Genomic DNA, 21,959 nt, shown 5'->3' with positions numbered 1-21,959 from the left:
GCAGCTACAGCAGCACCCCCAGAGCGCTTCAAACCGCGCATTCAACTTTTATGCGTCTATTTCTTCTGCCGGTTCGCTCTCATCAGTTTTCTTTTCGTGCTTTTCATTGAAAATCCCTTGAGTGGGATCACCTGACAACTCATCAAGCCGATCAAGCGTGGTCTCATCGTGCGGCCAAGCCGCTGCGCTTGTGCCCATATATTCAAAGTGCCACGATTCTGGTTTTACCCCATCAGGGTGCGCCCACGTTGGCGAAAACCAGCCGTACTTCCATCCATTGTCGACAAGCCACTGTCGTTCCTCTGTGCCAAAGCTGGCTTCGGGGCCAGCAATATCAACGGCGAGACCCCACCCATGGTTTGAGGTGCCGGGCCGGGCCGCCAAAAATGGTTTTTGTGCTTTGAGTACGTACTGCGTTTCAAGGGTGCGATACGAATCAGTAAGTTTCAGCGAGCGCCCAAACGTGCTTGAAAAATCGACTGACATCATGTCAAACATGATTGCTGCGTCGTGCCGTAGTTTGTGTCCGGGCGCTGTTAGTAAGTCCATTAAGTATTGGTCGGGGAGTTGCCCGTTTCCGTAGTCCCCGTCAAAGGTTGACCAGTCTCCTAGGAGCCATGCGGTTAAGGCGACGACTTCTGGCCGGTTGAGTTTTTCGTCGGCGGCAGCAGCGGTTTTCGAGATGAGTTTTTGGTAGGTTTCGACCGCTTCTTTTGGGGGCGCGTCAGCTTGGCCAACTTTTGGTGAGTTACGACGAGATGGTGAGGTGTCGTCGTGTGGGTTTGGGCCTTGTGCTTGTGGGCTGTCGTTGGGGTCTTCACTGTTGGCTGTGTATGTTGTTGCTTCAGCGTGGATGGGTTGTCTGGTGTGTGCGCTAGCGTTTGGCACGGTTCCCAGCACCGCTATGAGTGAAGCTATGAGTATGGACGGCCACGTGCGTCGTGCAGACATCACTCCCCCGTGGGCAGGCGACTATGATCCTTCCTATCTTGCGCCGAAACCAAAACGTTATGCTTTCTGGAATTCAACTTTCACCTGCCTGTCACCCTGCTGTTAATCGTTGAGTTCGGTGACGTCTGCGATGTCGGCGTTGAGTGCGTGTGCCATGTCGTCGGTGAGGACTGTTGCTGCTTTACCGTGTTCACCAGCCCCGATAGAAACCATTCGCCCGACGAGTGCTTGGTCGATGATGACGGGCCAGGGGTGTGTGGCGCCGAAGGGGGTGATTGTTCCGCGCACGTACCCTGTTGCTTCGTATGCTTCTTGGGCGTCGGGCATGTGTATGCGTGAGAGGCCCATGTGTTTTCGGAATTTAGGCCATGAAATTGTGCGGTCTCCTCCAACGAGCACGAATACGTAGTTGCCTTCAGAGATACGGACAACCAGTGTTTTGACGAGGTCGCGGGGCAGGAGTCCGCGTGCGGCGGCGGCTTCTTCGAGGGAGTTCACGGGACCGTGTTCGGTCAGTGTGTAGCCGATGCCTGACGCTTCTAGACCTGCTTGAGCTCGTTCGCCGGGCTGTTGTGGGGCGGGGTGGTGTGTAGTCACTTATGCTCCTCCTCAGTGCCATCACATAAGTACCTATAACAATCCCAGAAATTCTTGTCTTGTGCGCCAGTTGTCTTGAGTTTCCTCCACTGGTTGCGTGTTAGTGCAGGCTGTGGCGTGCGGCGGCGATCAGTTCTGTCGTGTACGGGTGTTGTGGGTTGTCGTAGATGTGGTCGCTGGGACCGTATTCCACAAGTTTTCCGTCTTTGAGCACTGCTATGGTGTGGGCTAGTTGTCTTACTACTGCTAGGTCGTGGCTGATGAATACGATGGCCACTCCTGTTTCGGCTTGGATGTGCGCTAGCAGGTGCATGATGTGCGATTGGATGGTGACGTCTAGCGCGGAGACAGGTTCGTCGCACACGAGAATGTGTGGTTGTGCGGCGAGGGCGCGGGCGATGATGACTCGTTGGCGTTGCCCACCGGAGAGTTGTCGGGGTGTGCGTTGCGCATATTCTTCGGGCAAACCTACGGACTGCATGAGCGCGTGAACGCGATCGCGGATCGCCTGTTTTTTGTTGGCGCGTGATAGTCCTCGTAGGGATTCGTGTTGGATGCCTTCAGCGATTATGTGCGCGACGGTCCAGCGTTTGTTCATCGTCGAGTAGGCGTCTTGCGCGACGAGTTGAATGGTCCCTCTACGTTTTCTGCGGTGTCGTTCTGACACGTTCATGTGGGCGCTATTCCACATGTCTTCACCAAGGCGGACGTGACCGTGTTCGGGGTGTTCTATGGCTAGGAGTAGCCGGGAAAGCGTGGATTTTCCGGAGCCTGATTCTCCTACCAGCCCTAAGGTTTCGCCTGCTCGTACGGTCAGTGACACGTCATGTAATGCGGTGAATGTTTTCCCGTGTGGCTGCCGGTATGTGACGGTGAGGTTGTCTGCGGACAGTACAGTGTGCGACTCGTCGATGGGGCGTTCTGCGATGCGTATGGGTTGTGCGTCTGGGTGTGCGGCAATGAGTTCTTGTGTGTAGTGGTGTTGTGGCGCGTTGAAGAGAGTTTGGGTGGGGCCGTGTTCTACGACGCCGCCGTCTTTCATGACGAGCACATAGTCAGCGAGTTGCGCTACTGCGGCTAGGTCGTGGGAGATCATGATTATCCCGGTGCCTGAGTTTTTGATTTCTTCTAGCAGGGTGAGGATCCGGGCTTGCACGTGTGCGTCGAGGGCTGTTGTTGGTTCGTCGGCGATCAGTACGTGTGGTTGCGCTGCTATCCCTGAGGCGATGAGTGCGCGTTGCCGCAGCCCTCCCGATAGTTGGTGCGGGTACATGGTGATGCGGCGTTCGGGGTTGGGGATGTGCACGCGTTGCATGAGGTGGGTTACTTCGCGGTTGCGTTCCGCCGGTGAGTTCACGAGTTGGTGTTGTGTGAGGGGTTCACCTATTTCTGCGCCTATGGTGCGCAGCGGGTCGAGAGAGACTAGTGCGTCTTGGCTGACGAAACCTAGTGTGCGGCCTCGTATGTTTCGCCATTGTCGTTCTGGGCAGGGCACTGCGTCTTGGTAGAGCACGTGGTCGTTTACGTGCACTGTTCCGGCGGTTGTTTGGACACCGTGTGGCAGCAGCCCGAGGAGTGCTTTTCCTGTGAGGGATTTTCCGGCGCCTGATTCTCCTACGAGGGCGATGCACTGTCCGGCTTCAAGGGTGAAGGACACGTCGTGGACGAGGGTGTGTTGGCCTGCCGCGATACTCAAGTTTTCGACGGTTAATAGCGGTGTCATGGTTAGCCGTCCTCTAAGAATCGTTGTAGTGGACGGGCCAGCACGGTTACGGCGATAACGGTGCAGGCGAGCGCTAACCCGGGGAAGACGGAGATCCACCAGCCACCGGCTAACTGGTTTTTGCCTTCGGACATCATCAGACCCCATTCAGGGGTTGGTGGTTGGACGCCTAAACCTAAAAAGCTTAAACCTGCTGCGGACACGATTGCTGAACCGAACCCAACGACAGCTAATCCGACGAGGGTGGCGCTCACGTTTGGCATGATGTGTCTGATGGTTGCGCGTGCGGGGTGAACGCCAAGCAGCCGGGAGGCTTCGTATGGGCCAGAAATTTTGAGTCGGCGGGCTGTGATCCGAGCCAGCCGCACGTATGCGGGGATGATAGAGATTGTTACTCCGAGGGCTACCGCTGTTGGCCCTTTACCGATGATGGCAACCACGAGAAGTGCGATGAGGAACTCTGGGAACGCCATAATGATTTCAATGAACCGCACGATGATTGCGTCTAACCATGTGGGGGCCATTCCCGCTAGGGTTCCGACGAGCACACCGGCGAGGAGAGCTATACCTACTGCTTGGAGTCCGACCTGTAGTGATGTGGCTGTCCCGTAGATGACGCGCGTGTATACGTCTCGTCCTGATTGATCTGTACCAAACCAGTGTTCTGCGCTGGGGTGTGCGAGGACGTTCATTGCGTTGGTTGCGGTGGGGTCGCCTGTTGTGAGCATGTGCGGGAAGAAGGCTGCGCAGGTAAGCAGGAGCAGCATGAGGCTTGCGAAGACGAGCCCTACTGTGGTTGCTGGGTGTCGTACCCCCACTGCGGTGGCGGGTGTTGACCTGTTTAAGCCACGTAATAATGTCATCGGTTTCTCGCTTGTCTTACACGCAATCGCGGGTCGAGGGCGAGCCCTAGGAGATCGATTACTGCGTTTAACACAATGAAAATGAGGGCAGAAAATACGACAATCCCCATGACGACGGGCAGGTCACGTCCAAGTATTGCGTCTAGGGTGACGCGCCCTAAGCCGGGGCGGGCAAATACGGTTTCGGTGAGTACGGCACCGCCTAGCAGCGAACCGAACATGAACCCGCCTAAGGTGAGAGCGCCAAGGCTGGCATGCCGCATGGTGTGGCGTGTAGTCACGCGCATCCGCGATAGTCCTCGCGCTCGGGCAGTTGTTGCGAATGGTTCAGATTCTGCTGCGTCTAAGCCTTGCCTCAACACTTGTGCGAGCACACCAGCGATGGGTAGTGCCATAGCGCAGGCGGGCAGGATGAGGCGAGAAAATTCGCTGCCACCGATGATGGGGAACCAGCCAAGTTGGTAGGAAAACACTGCCGCCAAAATAAGCGATGTCCAAAAAACTGGTGCGGACACAGCTAACAGTTCAATGAAGTCAAAGAATTTTCGCGCTATTCCACGCCGTGATAGTACTGCTCCCACTCCAGCGAGCACGCACGCGAACGCTAAAGCTGTGCACGCTAAAGCGAACGTTGAGGTGGCGTGTTCGCGCAGGACTTCGATTACTGGTGTGCCGAGCTGGTAGGAAACACCCAGATCGCCGGTGAAAACTTTTCCAATGTAGCTGACGTACTGCTCAACGACTGGCTTGTCTAAACCGAGGTCAGTTCTGATGAGTTCGCGGGCTTGTGGAGTGGCACTCGATAGCGGACCCAACATGACATCCACTGGGTCGCCGGGGACCAGCTTCAACACCAAAAAGGCGAGAGTCACTGCACCCCACAGCACGAGGGCGGCACCACCAAGGAACGTGGTGATGCCGGCCCCCGCCTGTCGTAACGCCCTGCGGCGTTGAGCGGTCATGGGTTTAGGCTAACTCCAGCGAAGAGCGGCCACCCATAAGCGTCATAGGTGAGTCCTGAAACGCTTGGCAGTGATGCTGTTGTGAACTGAGATAAGTACACGGGTACAACCGCAACTTCGTTCAGGTTCCACTGTTGTACGTCCGCGTAGGCTTGCTTACGTGCGCCTGCGTCTGTTGTTGATGCTGCCTCATCGAGGGTGCTGTCCAACTTTTCATCAGAAACAGTTGTTGCGTTTTGGAAGCCACCGGTGTGCAAGTGTTGACGTAGTGCGTCAGCGTCGAGTGACGCAAAACTCCAGTCGGTGAGGTCAAAGTCAAGAATGAGGCCGTTCTCGTCAGCGTATCGGGCACTATATTCCGGGCCTTCAACAGCGCTGTGTGTGAGTTCAAAACCAATTTTCTTGAGGTCATCAACCATAAAGTTGACGAGTGCTTGACGTTCATCTGGGAACGGCAACCAGGAAAGCCACTCAGCGGAAAGGCGCTTACCGTCTTTCACGCGGTAGCCTTCTGCGTCGCGTTCCGTCCACCCGGCCTCGTCAAGGAGTGTGTTCGCTGCGGCTTCGTCGTACGGCCACGCGTTTTCAAGCGACGAGTCGTATGCGTTTGGTGTTGTTGGGCTGAGCACAGACCATGCGCGCTGGAATTCGTTAGCGAATGCTGCTTTCACGCCAGCATCAATGTTGACTCCGCGTTGGAACGCTTGGCGTACCTTAGGGTCGCTAAACACACCGTGTGACCAGTTCAGGTACACCGAGTATGGGATTCCGGGGCTGGCGGTGGTGTTGATGTTCGCCCCGTTAAGTTGGGCGGTTGAGGTAGGTGTGAGGTCAACTGCGACTTGTGCGTCCGAGCTTTGTAACGCGCCAACGCGAGCTGATTCTTCAGGGACGATACGAACCGTCAACGTGTCGAGGTACGGCGCACCTTCCGCAAGTGAAGCACCCGATGATGTTTTCACGTCTGGACCCCACGCATAGTTTGTGTTTGCACTAAACGTGATGTGGTTCTTAGGCGAAAGTTCAGTCAGAACGAAAGGTCCGGTACCGACAGAAACGTCAGGGCCACCAGCTTTGATGTCGTCTTGGGACTTAGATTCAAGCACCTTAGGCGAATACATTCCCACGAAAGCAGTCGAAAGGTTTGCCAGAAGTGGCGCGTACGGTTCTTTCAACGTGAGTGTTAACTCGAACTCTCCGGTGGCTTCTGCCTTGTCGAAAAGGTCCCCACCGATAAATGCGCGGGCCTGAGCTGAAGCGGTTTCTTCCGCCATGATGTGGTTAAAGTTCGCGACTGCGGCGGCAGCATTGAACTGTTCACCGTCGTGGAATGTGACGTCCTGTCGCAGTTCAAACACGTATGTTTTAGCGTCAGGTGACACCGTCCATGCTGTTGCGAGCCACGGTTTCAGGTCACCGTTTGCGTCCAAGGCAACCAGCGAGTCAAGAACGTTACGCATAACGTACGCTGACACGTCCAATTGGCTGGCGTGCGGGTCCATGTGACCGTTTTCGAGGTTTCCGCCAGCAATAGCGAAAGTTAGGTTTCCGCCTTGAGTGGCGGTCTTCGATTCATTCTGTGCTGAATCGGATGAGCATGCTGCAATACCTACGGTAAGAGTTGCAGCCATAGCGACGGCTAATGTTCGTCGCATGATCGATGACGTGATCATTCAATCCCCTTTGTCCACCGAGTTGGCACTTAGCCCGGCGTGTTGACAGTGTGCGACTCGAGTGGTCGCCCTCCCAACAGTAGCCACCTGACAAGAAAACACGGTGTGAGGTCGGGTACAAAAACAGCGCAATATCCTGTATTTTTCGTGGTTTGTGGGCACATTCACACTCGACCGTGGTGCGTTTTATACATTTTGCTGAAAAGGTCCTGTTCTTTTCGCATGCGAATACGCGCATTTAAACGCACCGTTTTGCGCTGACAGTAAAAGACTTGGGTCTTTAGGTTTCCGGCAGGGACAATAAGGGAGTGACAGGCCCGCAAGAACACAACCGCACATCCGCAGCACGTACACACCACACAGGTAGTGGCCGTGACAGTTCCCCACGCCACGGCAAGCAACGCCGCAGCTCAGGCAACACCAAAAAACGCGGATCCGCTCAACAGTCACGCAACCAAGCCCCACACATCAGCCTCGCCCGCCTGCAACGCGACGCTGAACTACGCACGCGGGTAGAAGTTCCACCGATCACCTACCCCGCACAACTACCAGTCAGCGCACGACGCGACGAAATCGCTGCCGCAATTGCCGCACACCAAGTCGTCATCGTCGCAGGTGAAACCGGCTCCGGAAAAACCACACAACTACCAAAAATCGCTTTAGAGCTCGGCCGCGGCCGCAAAGGACAGATCGGGCACACGCAGCCCCGACGAATCGCGGCACGCACCGTCGCAGAACGAATCGCCGAAGAAGTAGGCACACCCCTCGGAGACATCGTCGGCTATCAGGTGCGTTTCACCGACGAATCCTCACAAAGCACCCTCGTCAAAGTCATGACTGACGGAATCCTACTCGCTCACATTCAACGCGACCCGCAACTCCTCGCCTACGACACCCTCATCATCGACGAAGCCCACGAACGTTCCCTCAACATCGACTTCCTGCTGGGCTACCTCACACGACTACTCCCCCAACGCCCAGACCTCAAAGTCATCATCACGTCCGCAACCATCGACTCGGAACGATTCGCCCGTCACTTTGCGCCAGGCGGACCCATCACCGACGCCGAACTCACCGCACAAACCCCACTACGGCCATTAGCGCCCGTAGTTGAAGTGTCTGGCCGTACCTTCCCCGTCGAAGTGCGCTACCGCCCCATTGAAGACGACGACCAAGACATGACCTCCGCGATATGTTCCGCCTTCGACGAACTTCAACTAGAAGGCCCCGGCGATGTCCTCGTGTTCCTCTCCGGAGAACGCGACATCCACGACACAGCAGAAGCCCTCGAACAACACCTCGGCAGCCGGGCAACAGACCCTCGCACCCCCGGATACACACAAATCTTGCCGCTCTATGCGCGCCTCTCCGCGGCAGAACAGCATCGCGTCTTCCACCCGCATCAGCATCGTCGTATCGTCTTGGCAACAAACGTTGCCGAAACATCATTGACGGTCCCCGGAATCCGCTACGTCATTGACCCCGGTACCGCACGTATCTCACGGTATTCAAAGTCAACCAAAGTGCAACGCCTACCCATCGAACCTGTCTCGCAAGCAAGCGCAAACCAACGCTCTGGACGATGCGGCCGCGTCTCCGACGGCGTAGCAATACGGCTCTATTCTGAAGAAGACTTCGTTTCACGCCCCGAATTCACTGAACCCGAAATTCTGCGCACCTCGCTCGCGTCCGTGCTGCTCCACATGATTTCGGTGGGAGTTGCCAACGGCCCAGACGACGTCGCCAACTTCCCCTTCGTTGAAGCGCCAGACACTCGCGCTATCCGCGACGGCGTGCAACTCTTACAAGAATTAGGTGCACTCGAATATCGCGGCAACAGCCAAACCACACGCAAAGCAACACTTACAACAGTTGGTAAACAACTTGCCACGCTACCGATGGACCCGCGCCTTGCCCGCATGATCGTCGAAGGTGGAATTCGAGGAGTCGCCCACGAAGTCATGATCATCGCTGCGGTCATGTCCATACAAGACCCTCGCGAACGCCCCACCGAAGTACGTGACCTCGCCGACGCACACCACAGCAGGTTCGTCGACGGTCACTCAGATTTCATGACATACCTGAACTTGTGGGAATACATCCGTCAGCAGCAGCGCGCGCTATCGTCCTCTGCATTTAGGCGCATGTGCAAGGCAGAATATTTAAACTTCTTACGCATTCGTGAATGGCAAGACGTTGTTGCGCAGCTACGGGAAATGACCCGAAGCTTAGGAATCGAATCACAGGTACGAAAAGCTCAACCGCTACGCGACAAAATCGCTGAAGATCAAGGCATCACACCTGGTGGACGCGCAGACGAACGCACACCAGACACAAAATTCGTGTGGGATGCCACCACCATTCACCGTTCCCTGCTCGCCGGTCTACTCAGCCACATCGGAATGCAAGAAGCAACCGAAGTGCGCGCACACAAAACAGGCCGAGAAACCGCAGCCGATAAACGGGCTAAACGCATGGCCCGTAACGAGTACCTTGGTGCGCGCGGCGCACGGTTCGCTATTTTTCCCGGTTCTCCACTGTCCAAAAAACCACCAGCGTGGGTCATGGCTGGAGAACTCGTAGAAACATCACGCCTATGGGGACGCGACGTTGCCCGCATCGAACCAGAATGGGCCGAAGAACTCGCGGCAGGCATCGTCAAAACAACATATTCTGACCCGCACTGGTCACGTAAACGAGGCGCTGCAATAGCGCACGAAAAAGTACTCTTATATGGGGTACCTATCGTTACGGAACGTCCCGTCCTATACGCCAAAGTTGACGCTGAAGCGGCACGCGACCTGTTCATTCGTCACGCACTAGTCGCCGGCGAATGGAGCACCCACCACAAGTTTTACACCCACAACAGGGCAGTACTTGCACAAGCCGAAGAGTTAGAAGCCCGTTCACGGCAACGCGGTTTAATGGCCGACGAAGAAACCCTCTTTGCGTTCTACGACGAACGCATCCCAGACACAGTTGTCTCCGCACGCCACTTTGACCAATGGTGGAAGGGTGCACGCACGCGCGAACCACACCTCTTAGATTTCTCCCTCGACGTGATCATTCCGCAAGGACACGACCACGACCTTGACGACCAGTTCCCCCAAACATGGCAGCAAGGCGACATCACCCTGCCCTTGACGTATCAGTTCTCCCCCGGAAGCGAAGCTGACGGTGTAACCGTGCACGTACCCATTCAAGTATTGAACAGGGTATCTGCGCACGGCTTTGACTGGATGGTCCCCGGGCTCCTAGATGAACTCTGCATCGCAACGATCCGCGCTCTACCCAAAGTCATTCGTCGCGAACTTGTACCAGCACCAGACTGGGGCGCAAAAATTGCGCAGTGGCTACAAGAAAACACGCCACAATGGGAAGACATGACCCGCGCCGGAGACATGGCAGAGCCCTTCGCAACAGCATTTAAACGCGCCGCATGGTCACTCAAATACCTAGACATTCCAGACGACGCCTTCGACCAGTCATCGCTACCCGCACACCTGCAAGTCACCTTCAAAGTTTTCCACCAGCACGGCACCGGTCGTCGTGCAATCGTTGACATACTCGGTGAAGGAAAAAACCTCACCGCGCTACAACAAAAACTTGCACACGACGCCCAAGAAGCTGTGCGCCGTGCAGTAAAAGGCGCAGTAGGTGAAGCATTAGCTCACGCACAACACGCACGTGACACCCAACAGTCTGCACGCCAACCCAAAAACGGCACAACCTCTGCTGGCATTGCCGGTGGCCCCGAACATATTACGCACACAATCGCAGAGATCCCTGCGCTCACCCAATGGCCTGAATCACCTGCATACGACAGCATCCCCACCACCGTTGAAGGACGTGGCCCAGGCGGCATAGAAGTACGCGGCTACCCTGCATTGTGCGTCGAAAAAGGTTCAGACAAGATCCCACACGCCGCCTTACGGATTCTGGCAGATCGCACCCAACAAGATGTGCACCACCGTCAAGGAGTGTGGCGTCTCCTCGTCGATAATGCCGCACTACAACCAGCCCGCATTACGTCCCGATGGACAGGAACACAAGCACTCACCCTTGCCGCAAGCCCCTACCCACACACGGATGCACTCGTCGCAGACGTCCAACTTGCAGCAGTAATGTCGCTCGTCCCGCACGCACACGCCATCCGCAGCAGAGAAGCCTACGAACAGGCATTAACTCACGTACGCGCCCACATTGAAGACGAAACCTACCGAATCGTTAAAGACGTGGTCGCTGCGCTCGCGGCATACCGAGATCTTGATGTTGCGGTGTCTCGCAATAAATCGCTGGCGCTGCTTGCCGTGCTCAATGATGTACGTACAGTATCTGGAGGGCTCGTGTATGCAGGTTTTATTTCTGCGACCCCAGCCGAACAGTTACGCCACATTGCACGGTATGTGCGCGCTCAAATTCACCGCATTGATAAGGCCGCGGATTCCGTGCATCGCGACACTGATCTCACCTGGAAAATCAATAATGTTGTGGAACAGTTCAACAAGGCACTGCTGGTACGTAATAGTGCCGGTTTGGTGGGCTTAGACAACCCGGGGTTAGTCGACGTCAAATGGATGATCGAAGAACTACGCGTCTCGTTGTATGCCGTCCAGTTGGGCACAAACGGTTCAGTCAGTGAGAAACGAATCTTGAAAGCAATCTCTGCGGCTGTTGCATAACGCACGCATGTAGCCGCAGTTCCATAACAGCAGCGATTCTTACCTCATACTGGGCTGGCTCGCCCATACAGGGCCAACCGTGCAAGCAGCAGTTACACTGACGATACGAGCCGTATACACACGACAGAAAGCCGTACTGGCCATGGGTTCTGAAGCGTCAACAACGCCACATAACAGCGTCGCTCACATGCGTGAAGCCGTCTTTTTTGATGGAGTAACCAGCAACCAAAAACTTAGTCGCTTTTGGATACTGCTCGTATTGTCGTCCATTATCGCGGCGGCCGGTGTTATCGCTGACTCTACGGCAACCGTTATCGGAGCGATGATCGTCGCACCCATGCTCATGCCCATCCAAGGTGTCATGCTCGCAACTGTCCTTGGCGACAAAATAAACCTTTCGCGATCCATTCTGCTGGTTTTAACCGGTGCCGGTGCCGCAATTTTTATTGGCTACCTCCTCGGATTCTTCATTGTCAACGACGTCGTAGCCGCCACCAACAGCCAAGTTGCAGGACGAGTCAACCCACGCCTCATCGATCTACTTGCAGCCCTCGGCACAGGAATCGTCGGCTCTATTGCTTTAGTACGCAAAGACATTTCTGACACACTCCCCGGTGTTGCTATAGCAATTTCTTTAGTTCCGCCGCTCAGCGTAGCCGGACTGACCTTAGAATCTGGGGCGTACAGAGAAACTTTTGGTGCACTTTTACTTTTTGGAACCAACGTTGCCGCGATATTAGCAACAGGAATTATCGTGATGACCTGGTACAAGGTCCAAAAATATGTCAAGCGTGCCCCCGGAGACGCAAAACCTGTAACCGGGAAACGAGCATTCATCATCATCGCAGCCATGATGCTCATCATTGGTGTGCCTTTAACAGCCTCAACCGTGTCAAGCTCCCTCGATAGCATCCACGAAAGCAAAATACGTACAGTCGCCGAACAGTGGGCGCAGGATGCAGGCTGGGAACTACTCGTCATCAAAACGACACTCGACACTGTTGAGCTCACCGTAACAGGGTCAACCGAAGCCCCCGATATTGATGCTTTACGAACCGCATTGCGAGATAGTGGAATAGACCCAAGCACTGTAAACCTCGAGTTTGTTCCCTCCAAAACAGTAAACCTCGGCGACAACCCCTAATCGAGCATCATGAAAAAGCGACTGTACCTGATCCGTCACGGCCAAATTGATTCAAATGTCACCGGAGCGTTAGATACCGCTGTACCTGGACCGCCACTAAACGCCACGGGCCACACTCAAGCGCAAGCGCTCGTCGACACGTTTGCCACCACCCAACTCGACACGTTGTATTCATCAACTGCAATCCGCACCCAAATGACTGCAGCCCCATTAGCGGCCAGCAAAGGCCTGACATTAAACGTGCATCACGGGTTACGGGAAATCTCTGCAGGCACACTAGAAATGAGTATCCGCACACAAGACCATCTGGCATACGTTTCCGTTGTCACACAGTGGATTAGCGGAGATTTAGATGTGCGCCTTGCCAATGGCACAACTGGACGTGAAGTCCTCGAACGCTTCGACGCAGTCCTTACAGAAATTGATGCCACAGGCTCAGAACACACCGCCATCACAGCGCACGGCGCACTCATCACATTTTGGTGTGCTGTGCGGATGGGAAACCTCACCAAAGAAGTCCTGACCGGAAACCCCATACCCAACACAGGTGTTGCCGTACTTGAACCCGTTAAAAAGTCGTGGGTTGGACTGTCGTGGATGGGCATCCCGCTTTAAACAAAAAAGTTGGGCCAGGTGTACGCGCACACACCCAGCCCAACCTTTATTGGCCGAAATTATTCAGCCGCTGTGTCGTCACCCCAATGTGATGACGACGTCTACTTCACGACCGTCTTCAAGAACAGGAAGTGGCTTCGCTGCATCATGTTCAACGCCATCGATGGTGACAGCCTTAACGCCACGGGCAACGTGGTCAGGGTTCTTCACCTCAATGTTGTAGACACCGCCGCGCCATTCACGACGAACTTCGAATCCATCCCAGTCAGACGGAATCGATGGGTCAACGGTCAAACCGTCAAAGCCAGGTCGAATACCGAGGATGTACTTGGTGACAGCCGTGTACATCCAGCCAGCGGTACCGGTGAGCCAAGGGTTTTGTCCCTTACCGAACCACTCGTGGTCGCGTCCGTAAATGAACTGTACGTATGCGTAAGGTTCAGCGCCACGAACTTCAATGTTCTCGTTTTGGTTGTACGGCAAGATCGAGTCGTACAGTTCAACCGCACGATCACCACGACCCAAAACAGCTTCAGCGACGATAGGCCAAGCGTTCGGGTGGGAGAAGATCGCCGCGTTTTCCTTGATGCCAGGGTATACGCGGGTTACGAATCCGACAGTGTCGTCAACGGTACGGAATGCAGGCCAGTTCAGGTGTGAACCATACTCGGAGCCAAGGAGTTCCTTAACTGAGTCCATTGCCTGCTCGCCTTGTTCTTGCGAGGAAATACCAGCAATGATTGGCCATGCTTGATGCTCAAGGAAGATCTTTCCTTCAGCGTTTTCTTCTGAACCGATCTTGACGCCGTCGCGGGTGTATCCACGGATCCACCACTTGCCATCCCACAGCTGCTCGTCGGCGACCTTAGCGATACGTTCGCGTTCTGCTTCGAGACGTTCCACGTCTGCGGTCTTACCGAGTGGACGTGCAATCTCCAAAAGCGCGCCGATAGCCCAAGCGTGCAAGAAGGTAACGAGTGATGTTTCACCGCCACCAAGGTTGAGGCAGTCGTTCCAGTCTGCACGCAAACCGAGTGCTACACCGTTTTGACCAATGTGCTTCGAAGAGAAGTCGATAGCCGCTACGAGGTGCTCGTATACGGTCGCTTCTGGGCCATCTGCGTAAGGAATTACTTGGTCAAGGAAGGCGTGGTCACCGGTTTCCTTCACGTATTCCAATACCGATGGTACGAGCCACAGGTGGTCATCCGAGCAGGTGTCTTCCAAGCCGTGGATCAGATCATCTGTGTTGCCACGTGGTACCACGGTTGGTGATGGAACGTCTGGTAGTGGTTCTGCGTCTGGGTCGAACAGTTCTGGTTCGAACAAGTGCAGTCCATACCCCTGTGATACTTGAGCGCGCAGCAGTTCAAGGATGCGCTGCTTTGTTTTCACTGGGTTGGAGTGGATAACGCTCATCACGTCTTGTGCGGTGTCGCGGTAGCCAAGACCAACACGGCCACCAACCTCGACGAATGATGCGAAGCGCGACCAGACAACACAAGTTTCCGCTTGGAGCAGTGTCCACGAGTTAATCATCGTGTTCATGCCCTCGTGCGGGGTCTTGATGTGCTGTTTAGCTTGCTTGGACTTCCAGTAGGTGCGCAGGTTTTGGAATTCTGCATCTACGTTTGCAACGTCTGAGTACTTCGCTTGGATTGCACGGCCAGCAGCATCACGTGAACCGTATCCGAGCATGTAGACGAGGCGCTTGGTTTCACCTGGCTGCAAGGTCACCTTGTGCTGCAAGGAACCACAGTGGTTTTGGGTTGTTGCGCTCTCGTTTGTGCCGTGTCCACGCTCGATCGCAATTGGGTTGCGTTCGTCGCGGTATGGGCCAATGAAGTTGTCACGTAGTGAGTCGTATGAGTCTGGTGTTTCAGAGGACGCGAAGTAGTGGAACGTCCATGGCTCATAGTAGAAGTCGTATTCGATGATGCCGTCTTCGTAGCTTGAACCCGAAGCGTACAGCGACATCTGAAGGTTTTGGTTGTCGATCGTGATCGTGTGGAAGGAGAACTCCACGTACGAACCAACCGTCAAGTTACGTACTTCGTCGCTTGTGTTAGTGACAGTTACGTCCCAGATTTCAACGTCGTCGTCAACTGGGATGAAGATTTTTTGTTCTGCTTCGATGCCACGGTAGTCAGCGGAGAATGTCGAGTAGCCCATTCCGTGACGAGTCTCGTAACGTGCGGCGCCTTCGCCTTCAAATGGCTTACCAACTGGCTGCCATGACACTGTCCAGAAGTCACCGTCAGCGTCATCGCGAAGGTACACGTAGTGGCCTGGGCGGTCGAGCGGCACACCGTTTTGGCGGAAGCGGGTAATACGACCCTGCTGGGAGTTCTTGTAGTACGAGTATCCCCCGCCGTTGTGCGAGAGAACGGTGCAGAAGTTCTTCTGACCGAGGTAGTTGGTCCACGAAACTGGGACGTCAGGGCGCTCGATAACGTATTCGTCACGCTCTGTGTCGAAGTAACCGTACTTCATGCTTGCGGTTCTCCTTGGAGTATTGGAAGGGGCGGTGATGGTGCTGGCCTGGTCAGTGTGCGCCCACGTGTGTGGGCGCACACTGAAAAGAACCGGTTGTTACGCGGTGACGAATCCCCGCAGCCAGTCAAGCAGCTCTTCTGCTTTTTCTGGGCTGTCTGCCTCAACGAACATACGCAGCACTGGTTCAGTTCCAGAGAACCGCAGCAATGCCCAGTTGTCGTTTTCGAGCAGGATTTTAGTTCCGTCGGTGTGGTCGATACCCACAACTGGGTATGGTCCGACGTGAGTTAGTGGTTCAGCTGCAAGGCGGCGTGGCACCGCAACACGCATGTCTGGTGTCGCTGGGACCCCTGCCTCAAGCGAGTACAAGCGGCCAGTGATTTCGTAGATCATTTCACGCAGCTCAGAGATCCGCTTTCCGGTGCGTGCCAGCATCTCAGCGACAAGAGCACACGCAAAAATACCGTCTTTACCGAGGATCCAACCGCGAACGGTCAAACCACCTGAAGACTCACCACCGAGCACTGCGCCAATCTTGTCCATACCTGCGGTGACGTGCTTGAAACCAACCTTGCATTCGAATGATTCTTCACCGAAGTGCGCAGCCAAACGGTCAAGCATGTGAGTCGTCGCAAGGTTACGAACAACGCCGCCCTTTTCGCCGCGGATCTCATGCAAGTACCAGTACAACAGCAAGAGCAGGTCGTTTGTGGAAACGTATTCGCCTTGTTCGTCGACGATACCGATACGGTCAGAGTCGCCATCGGTTGCCATACCAAGGTCATAGCGTCCCTTGCCTTCTTTAATCATGGAGATCAAAGCGTTCAGGCGCTGTAGGTCTGGAGCTGGTGCGATACCACCAAAGAGTGGGTTGTGTGCTGCGTGAATGAACTCTGCACGCACACGCATGTCTGACAGGATTGTGCCTAGCGTTAACTGCGATGTTCCATACATCGGGTCAACGATGACGTTCAAATCTGAACCACGAACAGCATCAACATCAATGATTGCTTCAATCGCATCAATGTATTCGCTCGTGAGTGCACGGTCCACCACTACGCCTGCAGCGCGCGCTACCGCGAGATCTAACGTCACAATGTCTGTTACATCGAGTGCGTTAGCTTCGTCCTGGAAACGGTCAGTTTCGTCATCGAGTGGCAGTGAACCATCTGCGCGGAACACCTTCATACCGTTCCACTCAGGCGGGTTGTGCGAGGAGGTAATAATGATTCCGTACGCTTTGCCCAAGAACGGTGCCGCAAATGTCACTAGCGGCGTTGGAACATCGTCGGGAAGGAGCGTCACAGGAATGTTGTTTCCCGCAAATACTTCTGCCGCTGCCTCCGCTGATTCGCGTGACAGGAAGCGGCGGTCACCACCAATGACAACACCGTCTGCATCTTTACCGGTGCGAATCGCTTCGTTTGCGATTGCTTGGCAGAGACGACGAACGTTGGCGAGGGTGTAGCCCTCACCGATGATTGCGCGCCATCCACCGGTACCGAAAACAATTTTGGTGTCAGTGTTTTTGCGTGGCACAAACAGACGCTTCAAAACAATAGATTCTGCTGCTTCCAGCTCAGCAGAAGTGTTAATGCCTTGAACTTCGTCGGTGTCATAGATGCGGTACGTTTCGATAACGTCACCAGCAGCGATTGCACGCTTCACAACGGAGGTGAGGCGGTGGTCATTTTCTTGTGCGAGTGCGTCAATCTGGTTGAACAGGTTAGTCACTGAGGATACGTAGGTTCCCACGTTGATTTCGTGGTTTCCGTCGTCGCCAACTGTGACTTCGTTGTGTTCAAGGATTTCAGTTATTTGCTGGTTTTCACCGCGAACAATACGCCCATATGCGAGATCACCGGTGACTATCGCGGACAGCAACGTAAATTGACGTCCAGTAAGTTCAAACCGGTTGATAATGCCGCGGATTGATTCTGGACGAAGCAGCGGAGTGTCTGCATAGGTTACGAGCAAAGTGTCTGCGTCAGCTGGGATCGCGTCACGTGCTGCAGCAACAGCGTGTCCTGTTCCGCGAGATTCGTGCTGCTCTACGTAGGTGAGGTCGTCGCCTAGGAGTTCACGTACACGTGAGTCGCCGGGTGCGGTAACAACAACGATACGAGATGGAGGAAAGACTGCGCGGACGTTACGCAATGCCACTTCAGCAACAGTCGAATCGCCGAGCGGGCTTGTGAGTAGATTACGGGAGGTGGCATCGGCACCGGCAGCCAAAACAACTGCGACGGTGGAGTCAATAATGTTTGTCTCGAAGGAATGTGCGTTCGTCATGTTTCCCTCACTAACGCGAAATGTTATGGCTAGTGTCGCGGCTACGGCAGATGCGGGTGCGGGCCGAAAACACGACAACTATTTTGTTAGTAAGCCTACCAATCTAATTCTGTGGTTGTGTAGGACTAACTTCATGTGGCGGGCGTTGATATCACAGAGAATTACTCTGTTTTCCCACACTAACGCGGAAACAGATAAAGGCGATGGTGTTTGCGTCAAGTTTTTCACTCAACTCAAACACCACCGGCCGTTATCTGCTGTACGCACGTTTTACGCAGATCGTTCAATCGTGGTCAGTGCAACGCCGAGGATTCCCGCACGCTGCCCTAAAGCAGCAACAACGATATGCGGCACCTCAACCACTCGAGCAAAATCAGTAAAGTGCTTGTGCACTGCTTCCACAAGAACGTCTCCTGCCGCCGAGAGCCCACCACCGAGAATGATCAGGCTTGGCCCAGTCACCATCGTGGCAGTGAACAAACCGTAAGCAAGGTTTCGAGTCGCGGTATCCCACACCTCACGCGCAACAGGGTCGGTTGCAAGGTTGTGTACAACATCTTTTGATGTCTTAGCATCGGGACCAGCTGGATCGATACCTAACGTTTCGCTGTAAATCCGTCCAACGTTTCGTGCGGAACAGTACAGCTCGAGGCATCCTCGCTGTCCGCAGCCACACAATGGACCATTCATAACCAGCGGCATGTGCCCGATTTCCCCGGCAGGCTGACGTGTACCTGAAGCAGTCAGTCCACCCCGAATGACGCGACCACCGGTAATCAGTGTTGCGGCAATTCCAGTACCGAGAAACACGGCGAGTACGTCATCGTGTCCACGGCCTGCGCCAAGGCGTTGTTCCGCGATTCCTGCAGCGGTCACATCGTGCATAAGGTGAACGGGAAGCCCAACAAGATCGTGCAGTTCTCCTGCAACATTCCTGTTAAACCAGCCAAGGTTTGACGCCATTTTAACTATTCCGGTTTCGGAATCCAGCACACCTGGCACACCCAAACCTACAGCGCGCACCAGTGTGCGCTGTTCATCAGTTAAAGCATCAAGCAATTGGTTACATACATGCGCAATGGTTGTGATTGCGGCGTCGCCATCTCCTGTTGGAGTTGGCAACGACGCAGACGCAATTGGATCGCTGAGTGCCTCACCGTCCCATTGCAAGACTTCACCACGGCTATTAGTACCCCCAATATCGAGGGCTAGCACAAGGGTGTGTGTCAGAACTTCTGCCATTCTGGCTTCCGTTCAATTGAAGTGTTGTAGTACTCGACGTGCTCGAGGCCAGCAGCAGCAGCGTTGTCGACAAAAACAGTTGCACGGTTGTGTAGTTGCAGTACAGAGCCTGGGCATACGGATGCCAATGGGCCTTCAACCATGTTTGCTACAGCTTCAGCTTTTCCAGCACCCGTTGCGATAAGAACAAGGTGCTTCGCCTCAAGGATTGTTCCCAAACCTTGGGTTACTGCGTGAATTGGCACATCGTCGATGGAGTCAAAGAAGCGTGCGTTGTCTTCACGGGTTTGGTTGGTCAGGGTTTTGATACGTGTACGCGAACGAAGGGAGGAGCCTGGTTCGTTGAATGCGATGTGACCGTCTGACCCGATACCGAGGATTTGCACGTCAACGCCGCCAGCTTCTTTGATAGCTGCATCGTAACGTTCACCTGCGGTTGCAATAGTGTCTGGGTTTCCGTCTGGGCTGAACACACGAGCATCATCGATGTCGATGTGGCGTGTGAACTCGTTACGAATTACCTCGTAGTACGATTCCGGGTGACCTGCTGGCAAGCCCACATATTCGTCAAGGGTGAAGGCTGTGCAGTGCGCAAACGAAAGCCCCTCTTCCTTGTGCCGACGAATAAGCTCGGTGTAGATCGGAAGGGGGGATGATCCAGTTGCAAGACCAAGAACTGGGCTTTCGTTGTTTCGAACAACCTCTTCAATGACATCCGCTGCCATTCGTGCAAGTTCTGCTGCTGAATCATGAATGACGATTTCCACGGCATTTCCTTTCGAAAAATGATGCGGCCTTATGGGATGGTGACCGCATCAGGGCTGCAACGCATGTCGTATGGCGTGCAACCACACAAACTTGTGGAGTTGTCGGAGGCTTGGGAAGTGAGCCTCCAACAACTCCAATTTTTCTAGCCCTTCACAGCTCCAGAGACCAGACCTGAGGTCATACGGCCCTGTACAAGCATGAAGAAGATGATGACAGGAAGTGCCACCAAGACTGCACCGGCCATAACAGCTGGCCAGTCTGTTGCCTGGTTAGTTTGAACGGCCAAACCACGCAGCCACAATGGCAGTGTGCTGTTTGACGGGCTCATAACCACGGTAGCGAGTGTAAATTCGTTCCACGCTTGGAGGAACGCGTATACACCGGAAGCAACCAGACCTGGGGCAAGCAGTGGGAAGGTGATCCGGAAGAATGCACCAGTACGGGAGCATCCATCGATCATTGCTGCTTGTTCAAGGTCTTGTGGAACTCCATCAACGAATCCACGAAGCATCCAGACGGTAAACGGCAGAACTGCTGCAATGTATACGACTGATAGACCAGCTACCGAGTCAAGCAAGTTCCAGCCTTGAAGCATCTTGTACTGGGAAATGAACAGTGCTTCTGCAGGAATCATCTGCACGATAAGAATCGTCAAGATGAAGCCTTTACGTCCACCAAAGCGGAAACGTGAGACCGCAAGTGCTGACAAGAACGCAAACACCAAAGCGATAGTAACTGTAATCAAAGTTACCGAAAGGCTGAGGCGGAATGAGTGCCAAAAGTCAGGGTTTAGAACACGGTCGTAGGCGGAGAAGTCGCCGCCAAATGGTAGGAACGTTGGGTCTGATGTACGAGCCTTGTTCTGCGGAAGGAATGAGGTGTTCACCATCCAGTAGACGGGGAAAATCCACATTACTGCAAGAACGATAGCTAACGTGTTAAGTAGGCCGCGGCGGATCATTCTGACTCCTTAAACAGTGTGCGGATGTATCCGGAGGTGATGATCAACGTCAAGAACAAGACGAAGACTGCAACAGCGGATGCAACACCATAGTTCGACTGCGAAACACCAACGCGGTAAATGAACGTACCGAGTAGGTCAGTCTTGGAGGCCAGGCCACCGGCACTTTGGAGGTAGTAAATCTGGGTAAACACACGCAGATCCCAGATAACTTGAAGAACCGTAACAACTGCTACCACTGGAGCAATCGTTGGCATGATGATGTTCACGAAGCGTTCCCAACCGTTTGCACCGTCAAGTGCTGCGGCTTCGAGTACTTCTTCGTTAACTTGGGTAAGCGCTGAATATACGGAGAAGACAACGAATGGAACACTCATCCAGACAATGATGACGGTTGCAACAAAGAAGAACGATAGTGGCTCAATCAGCCATGTGTGCCCTTCAAAGTTCTCAAAACCGATACGTACCAAAGCCCAGTTAACCAAACCGTAGTCGGTGTCGAATAGCCAGTCCCATACAGTCATAGCTGCGATAACAGGCATTGCCCAAGCAAAGAGTAGAGCGGTGCTCAAGATGAGACGAACTGCGCTATTCAATTTGGTCATCAGAACCGCGAATGAGGTACCGATGATCATTGTGACGGTAGCGTTCACAAAGCAGAAGATCAACGAACGGATAATAACTGCCCAAATATCAGGGTCAGTCACAAGCGTCGTGTAGTTTTCGAAACCAACCCATTCAGGTGGGGCGGTTCCAAGCTGTTGCGCCAGTCCAAAGCTTTGGAATGACATGACGAATTGGCGAGCCAATGGGTACCCAAGCGCCAAGAGCAACATAACGATTACTGGTGCGAGCAGTAAGTATGGTGCAATGCTCTTTCGGCGTTGACGAATGGGGAGATCCTGGTGATCTCTCAGATCTTGAACTGAACCCTTGGACGCGGTAGGGGTTGCGAGGTGCTCGCTAGCCACGGATGGCATCCTTCCTAAG

Annotated in this window: 15 protein-coding genes; 3 read left to right on the top strand and 12 right to left on the bottom strand. The window is 54.3% G+C overall.

What is annotated here, in order from left to right:
* Positions 1 to 48: 48 nt before the first annotated feature.
* The 6 genes from ACR9EC_RS10345 to ACR9EC_RS10320 all read right to left on the bottom strand — a co-directional run bounded on the left by ACR9EC_RS10345 (position 49) and on the right by ACR9EC_RS10320 (position 6,769).
* A complete protein-coding gene (locus ACR9EC_RS10345; protein ID WP_435299151.1) occupies positions 49 to 951 on the bottom strand; it encodes a M15 family metallopeptidase in 903 nt (300 codons plus the stop codon).
* A 102-nt stretch (positions 952 to 1,053) separates the two neighbouring features.
* The gene (locus tag ACR9EC_RS10340; protein ID WP_435299150.1) at positions 1,054 to 1,548 is read right to left on the bottom strand and encodes an aminoacyl-tRNA deacylase; all 495 of its coding nucleotides are present in this window, start codon (positions 1,546 to 1,548) and stop codon (positions 1,054 to 1,056) included.
* A gap of 100 nt (positions 1,549 to 1,648) precedes the next feature.
* A complete protein-coding gene (locus tag ACR9EC_RS10335; RefSeq protein WP_435299149.1) occupies positions 1,649 to 3,271 on the bottom strand; it encodes a dipeptide ABC transporter ATP-binding protein in 1,623 nt (540 codons plus the stop codon).
* 2 nt (positions 3,272 to 3,273) lie between these two features.
* Positions 3,274 to 4,134 carry an ABC transporter permease gene (locus ACR9EC_RS10330; protein WP_435299148.1) on the bottom strand — a complete coding sequence of 287 codons (861 nt, stop codon included), beginning with the start codon at positions 4,132 to 4,134 and terminating at the stop codon, positions 3,274 to 3,276.
* Complete coding sequence (locus ACR9EC_RS10325; RefSeq protein ID WP_435299147.1) at positions 4,131 to 5,096, bottom strand: ABC transporter permease; 966 nt, start codon at positions 5,094 to 5,096, stop codon at positions 4,131 to 4,133. Before ACR9EC_RS10325 ends, ACR9EC_RS10330 begins: the two co-directional genes overlap by 4 nt.
* Complete coding sequence (locus ACR9EC_RS10320; protein WP_435299146.1) at positions 5,093 to 6,769, bottom strand: ABC transporter substrate-binding protein; 1,677 nt, start codon at positions 6,767 to 6,769, stop codon at positions 5,093 to 5,095. The genes ACR9EC_RS10325 and ACR9EC_RS10320 overlap by 4 nt, the downstream gene beginning before the upstream one ends.
* A 308-nt stretch (positions 6,770 to 7,077) precedes the next feature.
* On the opposite strand from ACR9EC_RS10320, the gene hrpA reads away from it, so the two are divergent.
* The 3 genes from hrpA (at position 7,078) to ACR9EC_RS10305 (ending at position 13,210) form a co-directional block, all read left to right on the top strand.
* Positions 7,078 to 11,451, top strand: coding sequence for an ATP-dependent RNA helicase HrpA (hrpA, locus tag ACR9EC_RS10315; RefSeq protein WP_435299145.1), 4,374 nt, complete (start codon positions 7,078 to 7,080; stop codon positions 11,449 to 11,451).
* A 79-nt stretch (positions 11,452 to 11,530) separates the two neighbouring features.
* Positions 11,531 to 12,595 (top strand): DUF389 domain-containing protein, encoded by a 1,065-nt coding sequence (locus tag ACR9EC_RS10310; protein WP_435299144.1) that lies wholly within the window; start codon positions 11,531 to 11,533, stop codon positions 12,593 to 12,595.
* Positions 12,596 to 12,604: 9 nt separating this feature from the next.
* Complete coding sequence (locus ACR9EC_RS10305) at positions 12,605 to 13,210, top strand: histidine phosphatase family protein (RefSeq protein ID WP_435299143.1); 606 nt, start codon at positions 12,605 to 12,607, stop codon at positions 13,208 to 13,210.
* 78 nt (positions 13,211 to 13,288) lie between these two features.
* On the opposite strand, the gene ACR9EC_RS10300 is transcribed toward ACR9EC_RS10305, so the two are convergent.
* The 6 genes from ACR9EC_RS10300 to ACR9EC_RS10275 all read right to left on the bottom strand — a co-directional run bounded on the left by ACR9EC_RS10300 (position 13,289) and on the right by ACR9EC_RS10275 (position 21,940).
* A complete protein-coding gene (locus tag ACR9EC_RS10300; RefSeq protein WP_435299142.1) occupies positions 13,289 to 15,703 on the bottom strand; it encodes a GH36-type glycosyl hydrolase domain-containing protein in 2,415 nt (804 codons plus the stop codon).
* A gap of 99 nt (positions 15,704 to 15,802) precedes the next feature.
* Entirely contained in the window at positions 15,803 to 17,998 is a 2,196-nt protein-coding gene (locus tag ACR9EC_RS10295; protein WP_435299141.1) for an NTP transferase domain-containing protein, read from the bottom strand.
* Positions 17,999 to 18,268: 270 nt separating this feature from the next.
* On the bottom strand, positions 18,269 to 19,240 hold the full coding sequence (locus ACR9EC_RS10290) for an ROK family protein (RefSeq protein WP_435299140.1): 972 nt from the start codon (positions 19,238 to 19,240) through the stop codon (positions 18,269 to 18,271).
* Positions 19,225 to 20,007, bottom strand: coding sequence for a glucosamine-6-phosphate deaminase (nagB, locus tag ACR9EC_RS10285; RefSeq protein WP_435299139.1), 783 nt, complete (start codon positions 20,005 to 20,007; stop codon positions 19,225 to 19,227). The genes ACR9EC_RS10290 and nagB overlap by 16 nt, the downstream gene beginning before the upstream one ends.
* 143 nt (positions 20,008 to 20,150) lie before the next feature.
* Entirely contained in the window at positions 20,151 to 20,969 is an 819-nt protein-coding gene (locus ACR9EC_RS10280) for a carbohydrate ABC transporter permease (RefSeq protein ID WP_435299138.1), read from the bottom strand.
* Positions 20,966 to 21,940, bottom strand: coding sequence for a carbohydrate ABC transporter permease (locus ACR9EC_RS10275; protein ID WP_435299137.1), 975 nt, complete (start codon positions 21,938 to 21,940; stop codon positions 20,966 to 20,968). The genes ACR9EC_RS10280 and ACR9EC_RS10275 overlap by 4 nt, the downstream gene beginning before the upstream one ends.
* Positions 21,941 to 21,959 lie beyond the last annotated feature (19 nt).

This window comes from Timonella sp. A28, from assembly GCF_051200815.1.
Classification (GTDB): Bacteria; Actinomycetota; Actinomycetes; order Actinomycetales; family Cellulomonadaceae; genus Timonella.
This window is presented reverse-complemented; position numbering and strand designations above follow the sequence as displayed.